The sequence below is a fragment of the Bordetella muralis genome (assembly GCF_965139205.1).
Classification (GTDB): Bacteria; Pseudomonadota; Gammaproteobacteria; order Burkholderiales; family Burkholderiaceae_B; genus Bordetella_A; species Bordetella_A muralis.
Map to the genome: position 1 here is coordinate 1 of NZ_CBCSIU010000024.1, position 18,063 is coordinate 18,063.

At 60.1% G+C, this 18,063-nt stretch carries 17 protein-coding genes and 1 tRNA gene; 11 read left to right on the forward strand and 7 right to left on the reverse strand.

Annotated elements, in window-relative coordinates; genetic code table 11:
* Positions 1–431: 431 nt before the first annotated feature.
* The 4 genes from xerD (at position 432) to ACNA0I_RS23025 (ending at position 3,394) form a co-directional block, all read left to right on the forward strand.
* Entirely contained in the window at positions 432–1,361 is a 930-nt protein-coding gene (gene xerD, locus ACNA0I_RS23010) for a site-specific tyrosine recombinase XerD (protein WP_415808358.1), read from the forward strand.
* 165 nt (positions 1,362–1,526) lie between these two features.
* Positions 1,527–2,015, forward strand: coding sequence for a Cys-tRNA(Pro) deacylase (ybaK, locus tag ACNA0I_RS23015; protein ID WP_415808359.1), 489 nt, complete (start codon positions 1,527–1,529; stop codon positions 2,013–2,015).
* 204 nt (positions 2,016–2,219) lie between these two features.
* Positions 2,220–2,798 (forward strand): DJ-1/PfpI family protein, encoded by a 579-nt coding sequence (locus ACNA0I_RS23020; RefSeq protein WP_415808360.1) that lies wholly within the window; start codon positions 2,220–2,222, stop codon positions 2,796–2,798.
* Positions 2,799–3,013: 215 nt separating this feature from the next.
* Positions 3,014–3,394, forward strand: coding sequence for a ribbon-helix-helix domain-containing protein (locus ACNA0I_RS23025; RefSeq protein WP_094821483.1), 381 nt, complete (start codon positions 3,014–3,016; stop codon positions 3,392–3,394).
* 129 nt (positions 3,395–3,523) lie between these two features.
* On the opposite strand, the gene pbpG is transcribed toward ACNA0I_RS23025, so the two are convergent.
* Both pbpG and ACNA0I_RS23035 read right to left on the reverse strand, forming a co-directional pair.
* Complete coding sequence (gene pbpG / locus ACNA0I_RS23030; RefSeq protein ID WP_415808362.1) at positions 3,524–4,720, reverse strand: D-alanyl-D-alanine endopeptidase; 1,197 nt, start codon at positions 4,718–4,720, stop codon at positions 3,524–3,526.
* Between the two features lie 192 nt (positions 4,721–4,912).
* Positions 4,913–4,987: transfer RNA gene (locus tag ACNA0I_RS23035), tRNA-Arg, on the reverse strand.
* A 318-nt stretch (positions 4,988–5,305) separates the two neighbouring features.
* Here ACNA0I_RS23035 and ACNA0I_RS23040 point away from each other — a divergent pair.
* From ACNA0I_RS23040 to katG, 3 genes are all read left to right on the forward strand, one after another.
* Positions 5,306–6,511: an MFS transporter gene (locus ACNA0I_RS23040; RefSeq protein WP_415808363.1), complete on the forward strand. Its 1,206-nt coding sequence runs from the start codon at positions 5,306–5,308 to the stop codon at positions 6,509–6,511.
* Between the two features lies 1 nt (position 6,512).
* Positions 6,513–6,647 (forward strand): hypothetical protein, encoded by a 135-nt coding sequence (locus ACNA0I_RS23045; RefSeq protein ID WP_415808364.1) that lies wholly within the window; start codon positions 6,513–6,515, stop codon positions 6,645–6,647.
* Between the two features lie 138 nt (positions 6,648–6,785).
* Positions 6,786–8,924: a catalase/peroxidase HPI gene (gene katG, locus ACNA0I_RS23050; protein ID WP_415808365.1), complete on the forward strand. Its 2,139-nt coding sequence runs from the start codon at positions 6,786–6,788 to the stop codon at positions 8,922–8,924.
* A 91-nt stretch (positions 8,925–9,015) separates the two neighbouring features.
* On the opposite strand, the gene ACNA0I_RS23055 is transcribed toward katG, so the two are convergent.
* Both ACNA0I_RS23055 and ACNA0I_RS23060 read right to left on the reverse strand, forming a co-directional pair.
* Positions 9,016–9,993: a tripartite tricarboxylate transporter substrate binding protein gene (locus ACNA0I_RS23055; RefSeq protein WP_415808366.1), complete on the reverse strand. Its 978-nt coding sequence runs from the start codon at positions 9,991–9,993 to the stop codon at positions 9,016–9,018.
* A complete protein-coding gene (locus ACNA0I_RS23060) occupies positions 9,990–10,841 on the reverse strand; it encodes an amidohydrolase family protein (protein ID WP_415808367.1) in 852 nt (283 codons plus the stop codon). Before ACNA0I_RS23060 ends, ACNA0I_RS23055 begins: the two co-directional genes overlap by 4 nt.
* A gap of 141 nt (positions 10,842–10,982) precedes the next feature.
* Here ACNA0I_RS23060 and ACNA0I_RS23065 point away from each other — a divergent pair, with 141 nt between their 5' ends.
* A complete protein-coding gene (locus ACNA0I_RS23065) occupies positions 10,983–11,867 on the forward strand; it encodes a LysR family transcriptional regulator (RefSeq protein WP_415808368.1) in 885 nt (294 codons plus the stop codon).
* Between the two features lie 15 nt (positions 11,868–11,882).
* Here the strand turns inward: ACNA0I_RS23065 and ACNA0I_RS23070 are convergent, their stop codons facing one another.
* Positions 11,883–12,437 (reverse strand): anti-virulence regulator CigR family protein, encoded by a 555-nt coding sequence (locus ACNA0I_RS23070; protein ID WP_415808369.1) that lies wholly within the window; start codon positions 12,435–12,437, stop codon positions 11,883–11,885.
* 174 nt (positions 12,438–12,611) lie between these two features.
* Entirely contained in the window at positions 12,612–14,006 is a 1,395-nt protein-coding gene (locus ACNA0I_RS23075; protein ID WP_415808370.1) for an APC family permease, read from the reverse strand.
* Positions 14,007–14,360: 354 nt separating this feature from the next.
* On the opposite strand from ACNA0I_RS23075, the gene ACNA0I_RS23080 reads away from it, so the two are divergent.
* Entirely contained in the window at positions 14,361–14,702 is a 342-nt protein-coding gene (locus ACNA0I_RS23080; protein ID WP_415808371.1) for a hypothetical protein, read from the forward strand.
* An 83-nt stretch (positions 14,703–14,785) separates the two neighbouring features.
* Here ACNA0I_RS23080 and ACNA0I_RS23085 read toward each other — a convergent pair whose 3' ends face one another.
* Positions 14,786–15,988, reverse strand: a complete 1,203-nt coding sequence (locus ACNA0I_RS23085; protein ID WP_415808372.1) for an MFS transporter — start codon at positions 15,986–15,988, stop codon at positions 14,786–14,788.
* An 83-nt stretch (positions 15,989–16,071) separates the two neighbouring features.
* Here ACNA0I_RS23085 and ACNA0I_RS23090 point away from each other — a divergent pair, with 83 nt between their 5' ends.
* Complete coding sequence (locus tag ACNA0I_RS23090) at positions 16,072–17,025, forward strand: diacylglycerol/lipid kinase family protein (RefSeq protein WP_415808373.1); 954 nt, start codon at positions 16,072–16,074, stop codon at positions 17,023–17,025.
* A gap of 17 nt (positions 17,026–17,042) precedes the next feature.
* Positions 17,043–18,038 (forward strand): metallophosphoesterase family protein, encoded by a 996-nt coding sequence (locus ACNA0I_RS23095; RefSeq protein ID WP_415808374.1) that lies wholly within the window; start codon positions 17,043–17,045, stop codon positions 18,036–18,038.
* The last annotated feature ends 25 nt before the right edge of the window (positions 18,039–18,063 follow it).

The window sequence follows — 18,063 nt, forward strand, 5'->3', positions numbered from 1 at the left end:
TGGCAAAACAGGTTCGGCAGGCTCTACGGGCCAGCACGCCCTTNACACGACGAGCCCCGGCTCAGAGCTTCTCGTATTCATCGATGTTGGCCAGCGATATATGAGCTCTCGCGGATTCGCTGATGCTGGCCACCTATAAGGTCTAGACTACATGCATCGATGGCAAGTCACCATTGTGAGTCCCTGTCGCGTGCCGGAGTGTGATGCCGGGCCTATCGCACGGACTCGGCCCATGACCAGGGGCCTCGGCCCGCTTCGCGGGCTAAATCCGCGCTCAACGGCCCGGCATCACACTCCGGCACGCGACAGGGACGTTTTAATAGCGATCATCTCTCATCAGACGTAGATATAACCTTGCAAACTCAGAGACCACCGCGATAGCGATAGGCATCGCTCCCGTGGCACCAGAGATCATCTTTTAGAATCGCCACATGACCTCCACACCGTTAACTTCCCAGCCGGATATAGACGCCTTCATCGACGCCGTATGGCTGGAAGACGGCCTGGCCGCAAACACGCTGGCGGCATATCGACGTGATCTGACTGCGTTTGCACAGTGGCTGGAAAATCCGGCCGAGCATGGCGGCGCCGCGATGGCCACCCAATTGCGAGAGGTTGCGGCCGGCGATATCGAGGCGTGGTTTGCCGCGCGCCACGAGGAGAGCCGCGCGACGACTGCGAATCGCCGATTGGCGGCATTGCGGCGGTTTTATGCGTGGGCGTTGCGGGAACATCGCGCAGAGAAAGATCCCTGTCTGACGCTCAGCGCTGCAAAGCAGCCGCCCCGCATGCCCAAGACGCTGTCCGAGGCGCAGGTCGAGGCGTTGTTGTCGGCGCCCGATTTGAATACCGCGCGCGGGTTGCGAGACCGCGCCATGTTGGAAACACTGTATGCCACGGGGCTGCGCGTGTCTGAGCTGGTCAACGTCAAGGTGCTTGAAGTCAGTTTGAACGAGGGCGTGGTGCGCGTTGTGATGGGCAAGGGCGGCAAAGACCGCCTGGTGCCGCTAGGGGCCGAGGCGGCGCATTGGATCGAGCGTTATATGCAGTCTGCGCGCCCAGAGCTTGCCGGTGCACGGGTGAGCGACGCTTTGTTTTTGACGGGTCGTGCGCAACCGATGTCGCGACAGGCATTCTGGCAATTGATCAAGAAGTACGCCATCATCGCAGGCGTACAGGCACCGTTGTCGCCGCATGTGCTGCGCCATGCGTTTGCCACCCATTTGCTGAATCACGGGGCTGACTTGCGTGTCGTGCAGATGCTGTTGGGACATGCGGATATTTCTACGACGCAGATCTACACGCATGTGGCACGCGAACGGCTCAAAGCGCTGCATGCGGCGCATCATCCCCGCGCTTGAATGCAAGGCACGGCAGGTGAACCGGTTTTCATCAGCGTGATGGATATAGAACACGTGTGAGAGGCGTGTCAGGCCGCTGCGCACCGTGGTATTTTGACGCGCTCTGATTGCCGTCCAGGTCTACACTAACGGGCTTCTGGATTACGCCTAATTGCTGCTTGTGCCATGAGTAAAGCCCGTCACGTTTCCGAAACGCCCGCCACCCAGCTATTGAAGAAAAACAAGGTGGACTACACCGAGCATACTTATGACTATGTCGATCATGGGGGCGCAGGCGAGGCGGCCCGCCAGTTGGGGCTGGACCCTCATGCGGTGGTCAAGACCTTGATCATGGAAGACGAGGCGGCGCGGCCTTTGATTGTGGTGATGCACGGTGACCGCGAAGTCTCGACTAAAAATCTGGCTCGCCAGGCAGGCTTGAAGAAGGTCGCTCCTTGCCATCCCGAGGTCGCGCAGCGGCATTCCGGGTACCAGGTGGGCGGAACATCGCCATTCGGTACGCGCAAGCGTATGCCTGTGTGGGTCGAGGCACAGGTGCTGGAGTATCCCGTGGTCTATATCAACGGCGGACGCCGAGGGTATTTGATCGGCATTGATCCCAAGGTGCTGGTGAGCCTGTTGGGGGCCAAGCCTGTGTCCGTTGCGCTGGAATAGTTCGTATTGTGCGCTGCCGCGGCGGCTTGCCGTGCGGCTGCAATGCGGTAGTTTTCGGTCCGGCCGTATTCCTGTCCAGGCGGTATTCGGTTACCACCTCTTGTTCCGCCTCATGCCGCACAATGTCCTTTCTCATTCAGGCGGCGCTGGACGCGTCGAGCGCCGCCTGAATGTCGCCTCGCAACCAGGAACAGGGAGACAACGATGGCCAAGAAACTCTTGATGTTGGTCGGCGATTACGCCGAAGACTACGAAACCATGGTGCCGTTTCAGACGCTGCTGGCGGTGGGGCATACCGTGCACGCGGTCTGCCCGGGCAAAAAAGCCGGTGACAGTGTCGCGACGGCGATTCACGATTTTGAGGGCGCGCAGACCTATAGTGAAAAGCGCGGGCACAATTTCGCGCTGAATCATGATTTCGAGCAGGTCGATGTGGCGTCTTATGACGGCCTGGTGATTCCAGGCGGGCGTGCGCCGGAATATCTGCGTTTGAACGAACGCGTGCTGGAAATCGTGCGGCAGTTCGATCAGGCGGGCAAGCCTATCGCGGCCGTCTGCCACGGCGCCCAGTTGCTGGCCGCGGCAGGTATTTTGAAGGGGCGCACGTGCTCGGCCTATCCCGCCTGCGCACCAGAGGTTCGCCTGGCGGGCGGCACCTACACCGAGATTGCCATCGATCAGGCACACACCGATGGCAATTTGGTGACGGCTCCTGCCTGGCCGGCTCACCCCGCCTGGTTGGCGCAATTTTTGCAGGTTCTGGGCACCAAGATCACGCATTGATTCGTCTCCAGGCCGGCCGCTGCCTGCTCATCAAGCAGGCAGCAAGGTTGGCCATTACGGCTTGTGTGATCGTGGTCAGTGCCTGCCTGCGGCGAGGGCAGCAGAGTTTGGCGGGGAGTCGCCGTGCCCCTCGGAGCGCGTGGCGTTGTGCCGCCTGGCTTGCCGTGGGAGCGTCACAATCGTACAGTGACGTTCAGCTACCAGGAACTTGCGCCATGTGTGAAATCTTTATTCGTGCCCATCCCGATTCCTACGCGCCCGAGAGCCGCTCGCTGCGGTTGCATGGGGTGGCCACTAGTGTGCGGCTCGAACGTCTGTTCTGGTCGGTGCTCGAGGAAATCGCCGCTCGTGATGGCATGCGGGTGACGCAACTCATCGAGCGGCTTTATGACGAATTGATCGAGTATCGGGGCGAGGCGGCGAATTTCACGTCGTTCCTGCGCGTGTGTTGCCTGCGATATGAGGTGCTGCAGGTGGATGGCCGTATTCCGGCCGATATGGACGTCCCGATCCGCTCGCTGGACGCCCGGGCCGTACTGGCGGGTTTGCCCGGAACGCTGCACGATGGCGCGGTGCTGCAGCGCGCTGCGGCGTGATTGTCCGCTGGTTTTGTTTGGTCCGGCGGGATCGCGCAAGCCCGTGTGGTCAGATGAGCGGCGTCAGACGCTGCGGGTGCAAATTATTCGCAGCGTTCTCGTTACAGGCCAACGGCATGCGCCCTCGGCCTAGCGCATCGACATGACATTCGACCCGGTTGCCGGGGCCAATGAGGCGACGTCGCTTTGCAGAATGCGGCGCATGCGTACGGCATCGCCGATGCGCGAATATTTGCCTTGAGAGTCCAGCAGCACAATGGCAATATCGCGGCCGTTGATGCGGGTCATCATGACCAGGCATTCGCCGGCCTCGTTGATATAACCCGTTTTTGACACCTTGATGTCCCAGTCCGCCTTGCGCACCAGCAAGTTGGTGTTGCGGAATGTCTGGGTGCGGTTGGCGACGTCGACTTCGTATTCGTCGTCGGTGGAATAGCGGTGGATGAGAGGACGCTGGGCTGCCGCGCGCAGCAGGCGCGCCAAATCGTGGGGGGATGACACGTTTTGGCTGGACAGGCCGGTGGGTTCGATGAAGTAGGTGCTGGACATGCCGAGCGCGCGAGCCTTGTCGTTCATGGCCCGGACAAAGGCAGGGATACCGCCCGGATAATTTCGTCCCAGTGCGTGGGCTGCCCGGTTTTCAGAGGACATCAATGCCAGGTGCAGCATGTCGCCGCGGCTCAAACGCGTTCCGACCTGCAGGCGCGATGTCGTGTGCTTGAGGACATCTACGTCTTCGGTGGTGATTTCCAGGACTTGGTCCATGGGCTGGTTGGCGTCCACGACGACCAGCGCCGTCATCAGCTTGGAAATCGAGGCGATCGGCCGTACGACGTTTTCGTTTTTGGCGAACAGGACCGTCGAGGTTTCCAGGTCCTGGGCGTAGGCCGTGGTCGAACGCAGGGCACGGATTTCCTCGCGGATGGAGGCTTCGGCGGTGGGCAGGGCGGCGGCGCTGGCGTGGGCGGCAGCGGTGCGCTGGCGTGCGATGATCGTGCTCTTGCGCGATTGGGTACGCGAAGCGGTTTTCTTGCTCGTGGTGCGGCTTGCGGATTTCTTGGCGCTAGTCTTGGCCGAGGTCTTTTTGGCCTGGGAACTGGACTTTGCCGTCGCCTTGGTGGATTTTTTGGCGGTAGCCTTGGTCGTGGACTTGGCGCTGCTCGTCGCGGTCGTCTTGGATTTCGCTGCCTTGCAGGCAGAGGATTTCGCGTTGGTTTTGCACGGGTCGGCCTTGGCCGCATAGGCCGCGCCAGGCAACAGACTGACCAGTGCCATGGCCAAAGGCACCAGGGTGGTTACAACGGCGCGTTTCCAGAAAAACACCATAAGACTACCGAGACAAAAGGGGTACGCGACCGGACTGGTCAGGGGCGGCTTGAGCGGAGCCGGGAAAAAGTCAGATGAATTATAGACTTACGTGCAGAATTTAAACAGTTTTTTTAACTGTGGCGCAAGCGCGCGATTGCAACAGAGCCTAAGCGTGGCTTTTTTGCCCTGACATGGGGGCAACAAAAGGGATGGCCTCGCCGGGTGGAATCGAACCACCAACTGACCCTTAGGAGGGGTCTGTTATATCCATTTAACTACGGCGAGGCAGGCTCGGAACGCGCAAGTTCCTGATAACAAAGCATATCGTTGGTACGACCATTCGCTTTGCGAGAGCCGAATTCTAGCATCTGGCCGGGTGTGCTTTGGTGCGTCGCAAGATTGCGTTCGCGGGTCTGCGTGGAATGCACTCATATGGTGCAGCCGTGCACGGGGGGCGATACCCCACTCCCGGGCAGGGACTAAACCGTTTTATTACGGCAGCTTGTATATGATGGGCACGATTTCATCACGTGCACAATCTTGGTGCTCAAGCCTGCGCTTTGCATCATGTCGGCGCCCGCGCTAATCCTCTAGGCAAATCAGATGTCTTCATCGCAATCCGTTTCACTACGTACCCTGTGGTTGGGCACGTTGATCGTGCTGCTCGCCATGGGTGTGCGCGCCACGTTTGGGCTGTTCATGCAGCCGATGGGCCTGGCGCATGGGTGGGGGCGCGATGTGTTTTCGATGGCGTTTGCGCTGCAAAACCTGGTGTGGGGCGTGGCCTGTATTTTCATGGGGATGCTGGCCGACCGATATGGTTCGGGGCGCACGATTGCGCTGGGCGCTTTGCTCTACGTCGCGGGCATGATCGGGACGCGCTTGGCGACCGACGAATTCAGCCTGTACATGACAGCGGGCGTGTTGGTGGGCTTGGGCCAGGCCGGTACGACTTTTCCTGTGATTTTGCCGGTGGTGGCGCGCTCGGTGCCACCGGAGTTTCGCAGCACGGCGATGGGTATTGCCAGCGCGGGCGGTTCGATGGGGCAATTTTTGGTGGTGCCTGCCGGACAAATGCTGATCAGCGGGCTGGATTGGACAGGGGCGCTATGGGCGCTTTCCTTGTTGGCGGCGACAGGTATTCCGTTGGCCTACTACCTGCGAGGCAAGCCCGCGACTCACGCTGGCGGCCAGTCGCTGTCTGCCGCCATCCGTCAGGCCTTGCAGCATCCGTCGTTCCACTTTTTGGCCGGCAGTTATTTCGTCTGTGGATTCCATACTGCGTTTATCACGCTGCATCTTCCCGCCTATGTGGCCGACGGCGGATTGAATGCCAGTCAAGGCGCGACGGCGATTGCGTTGATTGGTTTATTCAACGTGATCGGGTCGTTTTACGCCGGCAAACTGGGGGGACGCCATAGCAAGAAGAAACTATTGGCGGGCGTCTATGGCTTGCGCGCCTTTGGCATGTTGTTATTGCTGGCGATGCCCCTTTCGCCCTGGGTGCTGTACGCCTTTGCGGCCTGGATGGGCCTGTTCTGGCTGGGCACGGTGCCGTTGACCCAGGGACTGATCGGGCAGATCTACGGGCTGCGGTATGCCGCTACCTTGTCCGGCATCGCATTTTTGGGGCATCAGGTGGGCAGCTTCATTGGCGTGTGGCTGGGGGGCTATGTCTACTCCACCACGGGGAACTACGACCTGATGTGGTGGATTGGCATTGCGCTGGCCGTCATTGCCGCGCTGTTGTGCCTGCCGGTGCGCGAACAATCGCTGGAATCGCGGCCGGTGCCGCAAGCGGTGGCCTGACATGGCGCGCCGCTCTCTCTGGCGGGCGCTAGGCGCAGTCGCATTGGTAGCGGTCCTCGCGCTGGGGTTTCTCGGATACATGAGACCGGACTTGCAACTGAACTGGGAAACGCTGGCGGCGATGTGCGGGTTTTGAACTGCTTGGGATTGAATTTAAAAATTATTTTTCATGATCGATAGTTAAAAGCTATTTATCGTTTTATTTAGTTCAATTTCATCTCCTAACAAAGCCTGAGTAAGATGAGTGCTCCAGTAACACCAGGGAACCCTCATCGTGTCATCTGAAGCCAAGTGTCCTTTCCATCTCGTCGCCGGCAGCGGTACTACCAGTCACGACTGGTGGCCCAATCAATTGCGTGTCGATCTCCTCAATCAACACTCCAACCGCTCCAATCCGTTGGGCGAGACGTTCAACTACGCCGAAGAATTCAAGAAACTCGACTACCACGCACTGAAGAAAGATCTGCGTGCCTTGTTGACCGACTCACAGGACTGGTGGCCCGCAGACTGGGGTAGCTACGCCGGTTTGTTTATCCGCATGGCCTGGCACAGCGCTGGTACGTACCGCATGGTCGATGGCCGCGGCGGCGGTGGCCGGGGTCAGCAACGTTTTGCACCCTTGAACTCCTGGCCGGACAACGTCAGCCTGGACAAGGCACGCCGTCTGCTGTGGCCAATCAAGCGCAAGTATGGACAGGCGATTTCCTGGGCCGATTTGATGCAATTGGCTGGCAACGTGGCATTGGAAAACAGCGGCTTCCGCACGTTTGGTTTCGGTGCCGGCCGTGAGGATGTGTGGGAACCTGATCTGGATGTGAACTGGGGCAATGAAAAGGCCTGGTTGGCGCATCGCAAATCCGAGGCATTGGAGGGCAGCCCGCTCTCGGCGACAGAGATGGGTTTGATCTACGTGAACCCTGAAGGCCCGGAGGCCAGTGGCGATCCGCTGTCTGCAGCGCCGTTTATCCGTGCGACGTTCGGCAACATGGCGATGAACGACGAGGAAATCGTCGCGCTGATCGCGGGTGGTCACACGCTTGGCAAGACCCATGGCGCTTTCCCGGCCGACAAGATCGGCGAGGCGCCAGAGGCCTCGCCGCTCGAATCGCAGGGCTTGGGCTGGACTTCCGGCTATGGCACCGGCGTCGGCGCGGATACCGTGACTTCGGGTCTCGAAGTCGTGTGGACGCAGACCCCCACACAATGGAGCAACCACTTTTTCGAGAACCTGTTCAAGTACGAATGGGTGCAGACGCGCAGTCCGGCAGGTGCCATTCAATGGGAAGCCAGCGACGCCGAGGCCATCATCCCCGATCCGTTCGACCCGTCGAAAAAGCGCAAGCCGACAATGTTGACGACGGATCTGACACTGCGCTTTGACCCGGAATTCGAAAAAATTTCCCGTAGATTCCTTGAGGATCCGCAGGCGTTCAACGAAGCCTTTGCTCGTGCCTGGTTCAAACTGACCCATCGCGACATGGGGCCGAAGGCGCGCTACCTCGGACCGGAAATTCCGAAAGAAGATCTGATTTGGCAGGATCCGTTGCCCGCGCCCGTGCATGCGCCGACCCTTGCCGATATCGCCGATCTGAAGGCCCGCATCGCTGAGTCCGGATTGACCGTCGGTCAGTTGGTCTCAGTGGCCTGGGCTTCGGCGGCCACGTTCCGGGGCGGCGACAAGCGAGGCGGCGCTAATGGCGCACGCCTGGCCTTGGCGCCCCAAAAGGACTGGGCAGTCAATCAGACGGCAGTCTGTGCATTGGATACGCTCAAGGCGATCCAGCAGGCCAGCGGCAAGGCCTCATTGGCTGATGTGATTGTGCTGGCGGGTGTGGTCGGCATCGAGCAGGCTGCCAAGGCGGCCGGTGTGGCGATCGAGGTCCCGTTTGTGCCGGGCCGTGTCGACGCGACGCAGGAACAGACCGACGTGCCGACGTTTGAACTGATGGAGCCGGTCGTTGATGGTTTCCGCAACTACGGCAAAGGCGGTCAGGGTGTGCGCACGGAGGAATGGTTGATCGACCGGGCACAGTTGCTGACGCTCTCTGCGCCGGAGTTGACTGTGCTGATCGGCGGCCTGCGGGTGCTGGGCGCCAATTACGACGGCGGCACACATGGCGTGTTCACCGATCGTGTTGGTGTTCTGAGCAATGATTTCTTCATTAATCTGCTCGACATGAACACGGCGTGGACTGCCACCGATGACAGCGCCGAAGTCTTCGCAGGGCGTGATCGCAAGACAGGTGAGGTGAAGTACACCGCCACGCGCAATGACCTGGTGTTCGGCGCGAACTCGATCCTGCGCGCTTATGCAGAGGTTTACGCTGCCGAGGATGCGCGCGAGCGGTTCGTACGCGACTTTGTCGCCGCCTGGGCTCGGGTGATGAACCTGGATCGTTTCGACGTGCAGTGATCCCCGCATCGTAAGGGATAGCAGAACGCAAAACCGGTCGCCAAGGCGACCGGTTTTGCGTTCTGCGAAAGCGAGATGCGCGGGTGCGCGATCAGTCCAGCTTCAAGTTGGCTTCGCCGACCACTTTTTGCCATTTGGCGATTTCCGCTTGCCGGAATGTGTCCAGCTCGGCAGGCGTGGACCCAATGGCTTCTGCACCGATTCCTGCCAGGGTTTGAGCGACGCCGGGATCTTTCAGAACCTCGGCCAGGGCTTTGGACAGTTGATCGAGGATGGCTGGGGGCGTGCCTGCAGGGGCGAAGATCGCATTCCACTCATAGGACTCATAGCCGGGAACCCCCGATTCCGCAATCGTGGGCAGGTCTGGAGCGGATGGCGAACGTGTGGCGCCGCCTACCGCCAATGCACGCAGCTTGCCATTCTTCACGTGTTGCCAGCCAGAGCCCATCGAAGCAAACATCACGGGTACCTGGCCTGCCATGACGTCCAGCATGGCAGGGCCGCCACCTTTGTACGCGACATGTACCAGGTGCGTACCGGCCATCAGATTAAAGAGTTCGCCTGCCAAGTGTTGCGCCGATCCTGGGCCAGCCGAGGCGAAGTACACAGGATGGGCGGGATCTTTCCCTTTTGCAATGACATCGGCCACTGTTTGAAAGGGCGCGTTGGGGGTGACCACCAGCATATTCGGGACGCGCAACAACAGCGACACCGGGGCGAAATCTTTCAGCGTGTCGAACTGCATTTTGCTGTGCACTGCCGGGTTTTGGGCGTGATTGGACGCGTCGAGCATCAACGTATAGCCGTCTGGTTTCGCTTTGGCGACCACGGCGCCGCCGATCATGCCGCCTGCGCCACCTCGATTTTCGATGACGACGGGCTGGCCCAGTTTTTCAGCGAGTTTGGGGCCAATGAGCCGTGCGACCACGTCGACCGTTCCGCCGGGTGGATAGGTGACCACCATGGTGATGGGGCGTTCGGGATAGGCGGCCAGCGCGGCGGAGCAGGTCATCAACGTCGCGGCTATCGTGGCCACAGTACGGCAAGTCAAAGAAAATAACGGATTCATGGAGTGTCTCCCTCGATATCAAACAAGGCCGATGGGGTGGCGGCCAATATGGTGTGCAGGATGCTGGGGTCTGTGACCCAGTCGCGCAGCCAGGCAACGGTGCGTGGATAGTTCGCGTGATGCTGGTTTTCGGTATGAGGCCAATCGCTGCCCCACATCAGCCGGGTGGCCGTAAAGGCCTGCAAGAGCTGTTCGGTCGCCTGGTGTCCGAGCGTCGCGCTTTGTTCGGCGGGCCACAGGCGATAGGCTGCCGACAGCTTTACCCAAATCCGGCCGCTGGCTGCCTGATCGAGCAGATAGCGAAAACCGGGGTCGTCAATCCCCGCCGCAGGATCCGGCCTGCCGAAGTGGTCCACCACGATGTGGCAGCCTGCAGTGAGCAGGGATGGCAGCACGTCAGGCAGACGAGCTGCGGGAATATGCACCTCGACGTGCCAGCCCAATGGATTGATGTGCTCACACAATGCGCGCCATGCCGTGGACTGCAGGTCCGGCGCGGGCAGCCCAAACAGATTCAGCCGTATGCCACGCACACCGGCGTGATGCATTGCAGTCAGTTCTTGGGCGGTGATCTGTTCAGGATCTACGACGCTGACGCCACGCAATCGATGCTTGGCCTGGGCCAAGGCGCTCAATAGAAAGCGGTTGTCCGTGCCGAGGAAACTGGGCTGCACCAATACGCCGTGGGACAGACCGTGAGCATCCAGATGCATCAAATAGTCGGCAAGCGTGGCATCGTAGTCCGGCGTATAACGCCGGCGGGAAGCCATGGACAGACCACGCGTAAAAACGTGGGCATGTGTGTCGATGGCTACCGGGGTTGATAGCGGGGATGGGGCTGAAGTCAAACCAGCGTCTCCAATGGCACGCCGTGTTGCTTCGAGCGCTATGCGGCCATTTGTTTGTATGGGTGTGGAATGGCTCGCATTCTAGGATTCCCAGATATATTGATCTATGCTGAATAGGTTAATTATTCATATCCTTTTAATATGGAAACGAGGCATCTTCGCCATTTTTTGGCCGTCATCGACCGAGGGAGCGTCAGCGCTGCCGCCAATTGGTTGGGCATTGCACAGCCCGCGCTGTCCCAGTCTCTCGCCCGCATGGAAAAAGAATTAGGAGTGCAGTTGTTTGTACGCAGCCGGCGGGGCGCCGCACCGACCGCAGCCGCCCAGTCGATCTTGGAAGATGTCCGGATCAGCGTGGCGCGTATTGATGCCGCGGCCAGACGGGCTCAAGACATTGCCAAGGGCAGTGCCGGCCAATTGACCATCGGATTAGTGAGCTCCGCGTTGTTCGACATGTTGCCGCGAGCGTTGCGCGCCTTGCGCCGCGCCGCGCCTGGCGTGCGTGTTGTCCTGAGGGAAATGAGCAATGCCGAGCAGGCCGATGCGTTGGTGAGCGGCGAAATCGATCTTGGTCTGATGCATACGCCCGTGGCCGTTGCGGGCAAAATGCGTGAACGCCTGCTATTGCGTGATCGTCTGGTGGCGGCCGTGCCTGACGAATTCGTCGTCTCGGAGCAGGGCACGGTATCGTTGGCGCAGATCGCAGAAGCGGGACTGGTGCTGTATCCGCAAAACCAATTACCGGTTTTTTATGCAGGCATTCTGGATGCCTTGCGCAAGGCCGGCCTGACGCCGCATGTGGCCCAAGAAGCCAATCGTACGTTGACGGTGCTGGCTTGCGTGGCGGGCGGCTGCGGCGTGGCGCTACTGCCCAGCTGGATTCAGTCTATGGACTTTCGCGGAGTACGCTTTTGCCAGGTGCACGATGGCGATGAGTTGCCGAGTTTCGATCTCAGTGCCATCTGGCCCGCCAAGTCGGTACCGACCTTGGCGGATGTGTTTGCGAATCTGGATGTGACGACGTAGCACGCGTTTGTCTTGCTAATCAAATACATCAAACAGCACATCCGCGATGATCGCGGTGCCGATGGCCACCAATATCAGATCCGTGCCGGCCACTTGCCATTCGTAGCCCGGATGAACGGGTAAATGCGCCAGCATGGGGCCGGGCACCATTTTTTTGGCTATTCCCGGAGGCAGGGGCTTGCCGCGTGCCAGATTCTTGCGGATGCCGGGAGGCAATGCGGTATAGCGCGTTGCGCCATAGTCGACGGCATAACCGCGGGCCGTCGATACCGTGATGCCTGCGTAGCTGAGCGAAACGTTGACGTCGCTGTCTCCGCCGCCATGACCACCTTTGCCGTTGTTGCCGCCTTTTGAGTTGGATGATTTGTTGGAGTGGCTGCCGTTGCTCTGGCCGTTGTTTTTGCCGTTGCCATTCCCCTGGTTTTTGCTTTTTCCGTTTCCGTTTCCACCGCCTTGGCTGGACTGAGACGACTTCCCCTTGCCCTCGGGTGGTGCGGCCAGAGGCTGGCTGACGAGTGCGACCTGGCAGATCACGGCCGCAAAGAGGGTAGCTAATGAGGGTGCGCGCATGGTAAAGGACTCCCGCTTGTTTTGAGTATTCGACTGGCGAACCCAGTGTATGCCACCGTTTTTCTGCCGGGGTATCAAATGAGCCGCCGAGCGTTGCTAGTATGACAAAATGCAACAAAAAACGCCCCGCGCAGGGCAAGCGGGGCGTTTGGTGGACGGTGACAGGCCGGTCGATTAATCGTCGGTCAAATGTTCCGGATCCAGATGGCGGTGTTCTTTGCGATGCACCAGCACCGTGATCCCCCACATGACGACACCCAGGGCCAGCAACCATCCGGCTACCTGATACTGAATCGGATCGCGGCCCGTCAGTGGGGTGACCAGAAAGATGCAAGCAGCGGCGCCCACGCATGACAGCACCGTATTTGCACGGAAATGCTCGTGTTGGACGCGGTCTTTGCGCAGTACCAGTACCGCCACGTTGACAAAGGCAAACACCCCCAGCAACAGCAGCGCCGTGGTTCCGCCCAGGGCGCTGATAGCCTTGGAGTTGCTGGAAGACACCAGCACGATCAGCCCCAGGCCCAGCGCGGTCGTAAACAGAATCGCCGACCACGGGGTGTGATTGCGGGCATGCACATACGACAAAAACTTCGGCAGCACGCCTTGGCGCGACATCCCATACAGGAGCCGGCTGGCCATCATCATGTTGATCAGCGCCGAGTTCGCCACGGCAAACATCGAAATGATCGGCATGACGGTTTCCATCGGCAGACCGGGGGCGGCGCGTTGGACCACCAGCACGAGCGGGGTGGAGCTCGCGGCCAGTTCACCGACCGGAATCAAGGCGACGGCACAAATGGATACCAATACATAGATGACGGCGGTGATTCCCAGGCCGGTCAACATGACTTTAGGAAAGATACGGTGCGGGGCATGGACCTCTTCGGCCATGTTGACCGAGTCCTCGAACCCGACCATGGCAAAAAATGCCAACGCCGTCGCAGACGTGACTGCCAGGAAGACACTCTTGTTTTCCGGGGTTTCGAATGCCACGACGCGGGAGAAATCGGCTTGGCCGTTACTGATGGCATAAAAGCCCAACAGGATCACCAGCAGCAGCCCGCTCAGCTCGACCAGCGTCAGGACGACGTTGGCTTTTACGCTTTCTGACGCGCCACGGAAATTGACCACCATGATCAACAGCATGAATCCCAGCGCGCCCATCGTCACGGCTGTGGGGGCGTTTTCTAGCCCCAGCGCCACGAACAAATTGGCAGCAAACGCTCGCGAGGCCGTCGCCGCGGAGGTCAGTCCCGAGCACATCACCGTAAAGCAGACAATGAATGTCAGAAAATGAATGCCGAACGCTTTATGCACATAGAGTGCGGCGCCAGCAGCCCGCGGATATTTGGTGACCAGCTCCAGATAAGAAAACGCGGTGAGCAACGCCACGAAAAAGGCCACTAAAAAAGGAGCCCATGCCGCCCCGCCGACTTCGGCGGCGACCTGCCCTGTCAGAGCATAGATCCCGGTGCCCAGAATGTCGCCAATAATGAACAACAGCAGCAGCTTTGGCCCCATGACCCGTTTCAATTGGGGGTGTTCTGCGCTATCTTGCGTAGACATACTTCTCTCCTCTAGTTATTTCCGCCGGGTGCAAGTATGTCGCTGGCGGCTTCTGTCTCGTGATTGACTGTGTCACCGGTAATTACGAGAGGTTTCCATCGTGCGCCGATTTAATGAGATCCAAGGGGCGCAAAATGTGCGTCAATCGGTCGCATTGCTATTTATTGTGTTTTCTGTGCAAATTATGATTGCGGTCCCCGCCGGATAGGAGTATTTCTATACCTAACAGCAGTTCGTGACTAACACGCTGGTGTTTTGGTGGACCGGGGCAGCAGAAGTCCGGCCACGCTGAAGTGCCAGGCCAGTAGCTGTGCAGGCAATGTGTCTGCACAGGCGTAGAGCGAGGAGGCGCATATGGCAGTGGTATACGCGGATTTTGTACGTGAACGAGGCAAGGGTGGACGTACTGTCAAGACTTACCGTGCCAAATCACAGCGCGCAAAGGCGTATCAACGCGCGACCGCGGCAGCAGCACAACGGGCAGCAGCACCGGTTCATGTTCGCCAGGGCGGGGCCATTTTCTGGATGATCATGTTGCTGGCGCCTTTGGCAGGCTTGGCGGCGCCCTTGTTGGCAGTGCCTCTTATCGGTGAACCGCAAGGATGGATTTTGGCCGGTGCCGGATTGTTGGCCTGTGTCTTGATGCTATTGCGTTTGGCGATGCACGAGGCAGACCACGCTCAGCATAGCAAGTAGTCTTCATCGCATAGGTTTTGGATGCCGGTGTGGCCCTCGTGGGTCGCACCGGCATCGCCGTTTTGAGCGGCGATTCTTTCTTTTTATCCGTTTTTCGCCGAGGGGTTGCCTCGCGGCAGCCAGCGCCAGAATACTGCTGCCGCGCCCAGGCCAAATATTCCCATGGTACCGACGGCCAGAGCCAGCGACGCGACACCTGTCATGATCGACAGCACCACGGGCCCCAGGCTGCTGCCCATGTCGGCGACCAGCCGCCAGATCCCCAGAAATTCGGTACGCCCCTTGGTGGGGGCCGCGTCGGCGCCCAGCGTCATGACGATACCGGAACTGATGCCATTGCCCAGGCCCAGCATCATCGACACCACGATAAAGCCGATGACGCCCGTGCTGAGCGAGGTGCCAATCAGGGCGACCCCCATCAACAACGTAGAGGGTACCGCGACCCACAGGCGTCCGCGCCGATCCATCAAGGTACCGGCAGGGTAGAACACCGACATATCGATCGCTGCGACCAGGCCATAAATCAGAGACGTTGTACTGGCGCTCATGCCTAGATGGTCCGCCCAGAGCGGAATGACGACTTGCCGCGACGCGCGCACGGCACTGACCAGCAGGATGCCCAATCCCAGGGTCAAGAGCACTCGGCTGTGCGAGCGCGCGATATCGAGCAGTCGCGGTTTGGCGTGGGCCGAGCCGCCTGGTTGGCGCTCGGGCGGCGCCATGTCAGGCGCATGATAGGCAATCAGGCCGGCGCCCATCATGGCAGCGATCGCGACCCAATAGGCCCCGTCCAGGCCCATGAAATGGATCAATGCTGCACCGGCAAAGGGCCCGGCAAAGGCACCGATCCGCATCGTGCCTGCCAGTGTCGACAGTGCCCGCGCCCGCATATAGACCGGTACCGCATCGATCATGTAAGTCTGCCGGGCCAGCATGAAGATCGACGACGCCATGCCGATAAAGAACACGCCGACGGCGAGCATCCAGGCATGGCTGGCGAAGATGCACAACAACAGGGCCAGGACACTGAGCGCCGCCGCGCCGACCATGGAGTGCCGCTCGCCATAGCGCGAGGTCACGAGCGCCGCAGGGATATTGCTGACGAGCGAGCCGATGCCGATCAGCGCCACGATGAGTCCCGAGGTGGCGACGGACGCGCCCAACTCGCGGGCGCTCAGTGCCACTACCGGCAGAATGGCGCCGTTACTTACACCGTAGAGAACCGATGGGCCGAACGCCGGAACGGCTATTTTTTTTAAACTGAAAGGCGCGTCGGGGCTCTGCACGGTGAGGCCAAAAAGTAAGATCAGGCGCTATTCTAGACCTTTGCGGCTTGCTTGCCGGGGGCGTGGCGCGCTATCTTTGCCGCATGCAGCCTCTACATTTGACTGGCGACGAGCCATTTTTCATTGTGCTGAATACAGGCTCCGGCCGTGATGACGCCAGTGATGTCCAAGCGACCATCCAGAGGGTGCTGGACGAGGCGGGACGCCGCTATACCTTGATGCCGGTTCACGATGGCCGGCAGTTGCCCGCTATGGCGCAAGAGGCCGTGGCGCGTGCGCGCGAGCAGGGCGGAATCGTCGTAGCGGCGGGCGGTGATGGCACGTTGAGCGCGGTGGCTCAGGCAGTGCTGAGCAGCGGCTTGCCGTTCGGCATTTTGCCTCAGGGCACCTTCAATTATTTCGGGCGTACCTATGGGATTGCGCAGGACACCGAACTGGCTACCCGATGCCTGCTGGCGGCACAACCGCAGCCGGCCCAGGTTGGGCTGGTCAACGGCCGGCTGTTCTTGATCAATGCCAGCCTCGGTTTGTATCCCCAACTGCTCGAAGACCGCGAGGCTTACAAGCGGCGATATGGGCGCAGCCGGTTGGTCGCGGTCTGGTCGGCGCTGGTGACCCTGGCGCGGGCTCACCGCCAATTGACGGTGCACCTGGAGCATGAGGGCCAGGTGCGGACCTTGCGTACGCCAACCATCGTCGTGGGCAATAACGAGTTGCAGTTGGAGCAGGTTGGGATTGCCGAGGCTCCTGCGTTGCAGCAGGGCCAGCTTGTCGCGATGGGGGTTCGGCCGGTGGGCACATGGGCTCTGTATGGCCTGGTGCTGCGTGGCTGGCTCAGCCGTCTGGGCGATGCGGATCATGTGTTCAGTTTCGGGTTTGAACACCTGACCGTGCGCCTGTCGCGGAACAGGCGGCGCATCAAGGTCGCCCTGGATGGAGAAATCCATTGGCTCGATGCGCCGCTGGAATTTCGCGTGTCGGAGCAGCCGTTGCAATTATTGGTGCCTCCCCCGTCACTGCGCGCGGCGCGCGCCTGAGGGGTGACGGAATATCAATGACACGGATTCTGCACCTTTCAGACACGCATTTCGGTACCGAGCGCGAACCTGTCGTTCAGGCGCTGTTGAGGCTGGCGAATGAGTGGCAGCCCGATCTGGTGCTGTTGAGCGGCGATATCACACAGCGAGCGCGGGGTGCCCAGTTTGCAGCGGCGCGGCGCTTCGTGCAGGCGTTACAGCGCCCGGTACTGGCCGTACCTGGCAATCACGATATTCCGTTATTCAACGTGCTGGCGCGTTGGTTGAATCCGTACGGTGGGTATCGCCGGGCAATGGGGGCCGTGCTGGAGCCGGCGGTCGAAATGCCGGGACTTTTGGCGATCGGGGTGAATTCGACTCGGCCAAGCCGGCACAAAAACGGCCAGGTGGATCGGAGGCAGGTCGAGCGGGTCGTGCAGCGGCTCAGAAAATCGAGTCCTGATTGCCTGAGGATCGTGGTGTTGCATCATCCTGTGCGCGCTGCCGTAGAAAGCGATCAGTCCAATTTATTGATCGGACGCGAATGGGCGGTGCCGGCCTGGATCGAGGCTGGCGTGGATCTCATATTGGGCGGACATATTCATTTGCCATATGTATTGCCCGCGTCAGAGCTCTCTACCGCAGTGCCACCTGGCCTGGAGGCGGGCACAGCATCGGCGAATGCCTTCGGCATCGTCGATGTGCCGACGATGTCGGACGCAGCGGAGGCTGTCGGTGTTTTGCGCGGATCGGATCGTGCTGATGTATCCGAGGTTTCGGGTGCAGATGCATCGAGTGCTGCACATGTTTCAGGTACCGTCGGCGCCAGCCGTCGGGCCTGGGTAGTGCAGGCCGGAACCGCGGTGTCGCAGCGCGTGCGGGGCGGTATTTCAAACTCGATCAATCTGATCGAACACGAGGCCGGGCAGGGACAGCACCAGTGCGTCATCCAGCGCTGGGACTATGCTGCCGATCTCCAGGCGTTTGCGCGTGCCAATAGCCAGACCTTGGATTGGTCTCGTGGTGCGCGATAAGGTTTTGCTACGGGTTGACGGCAGT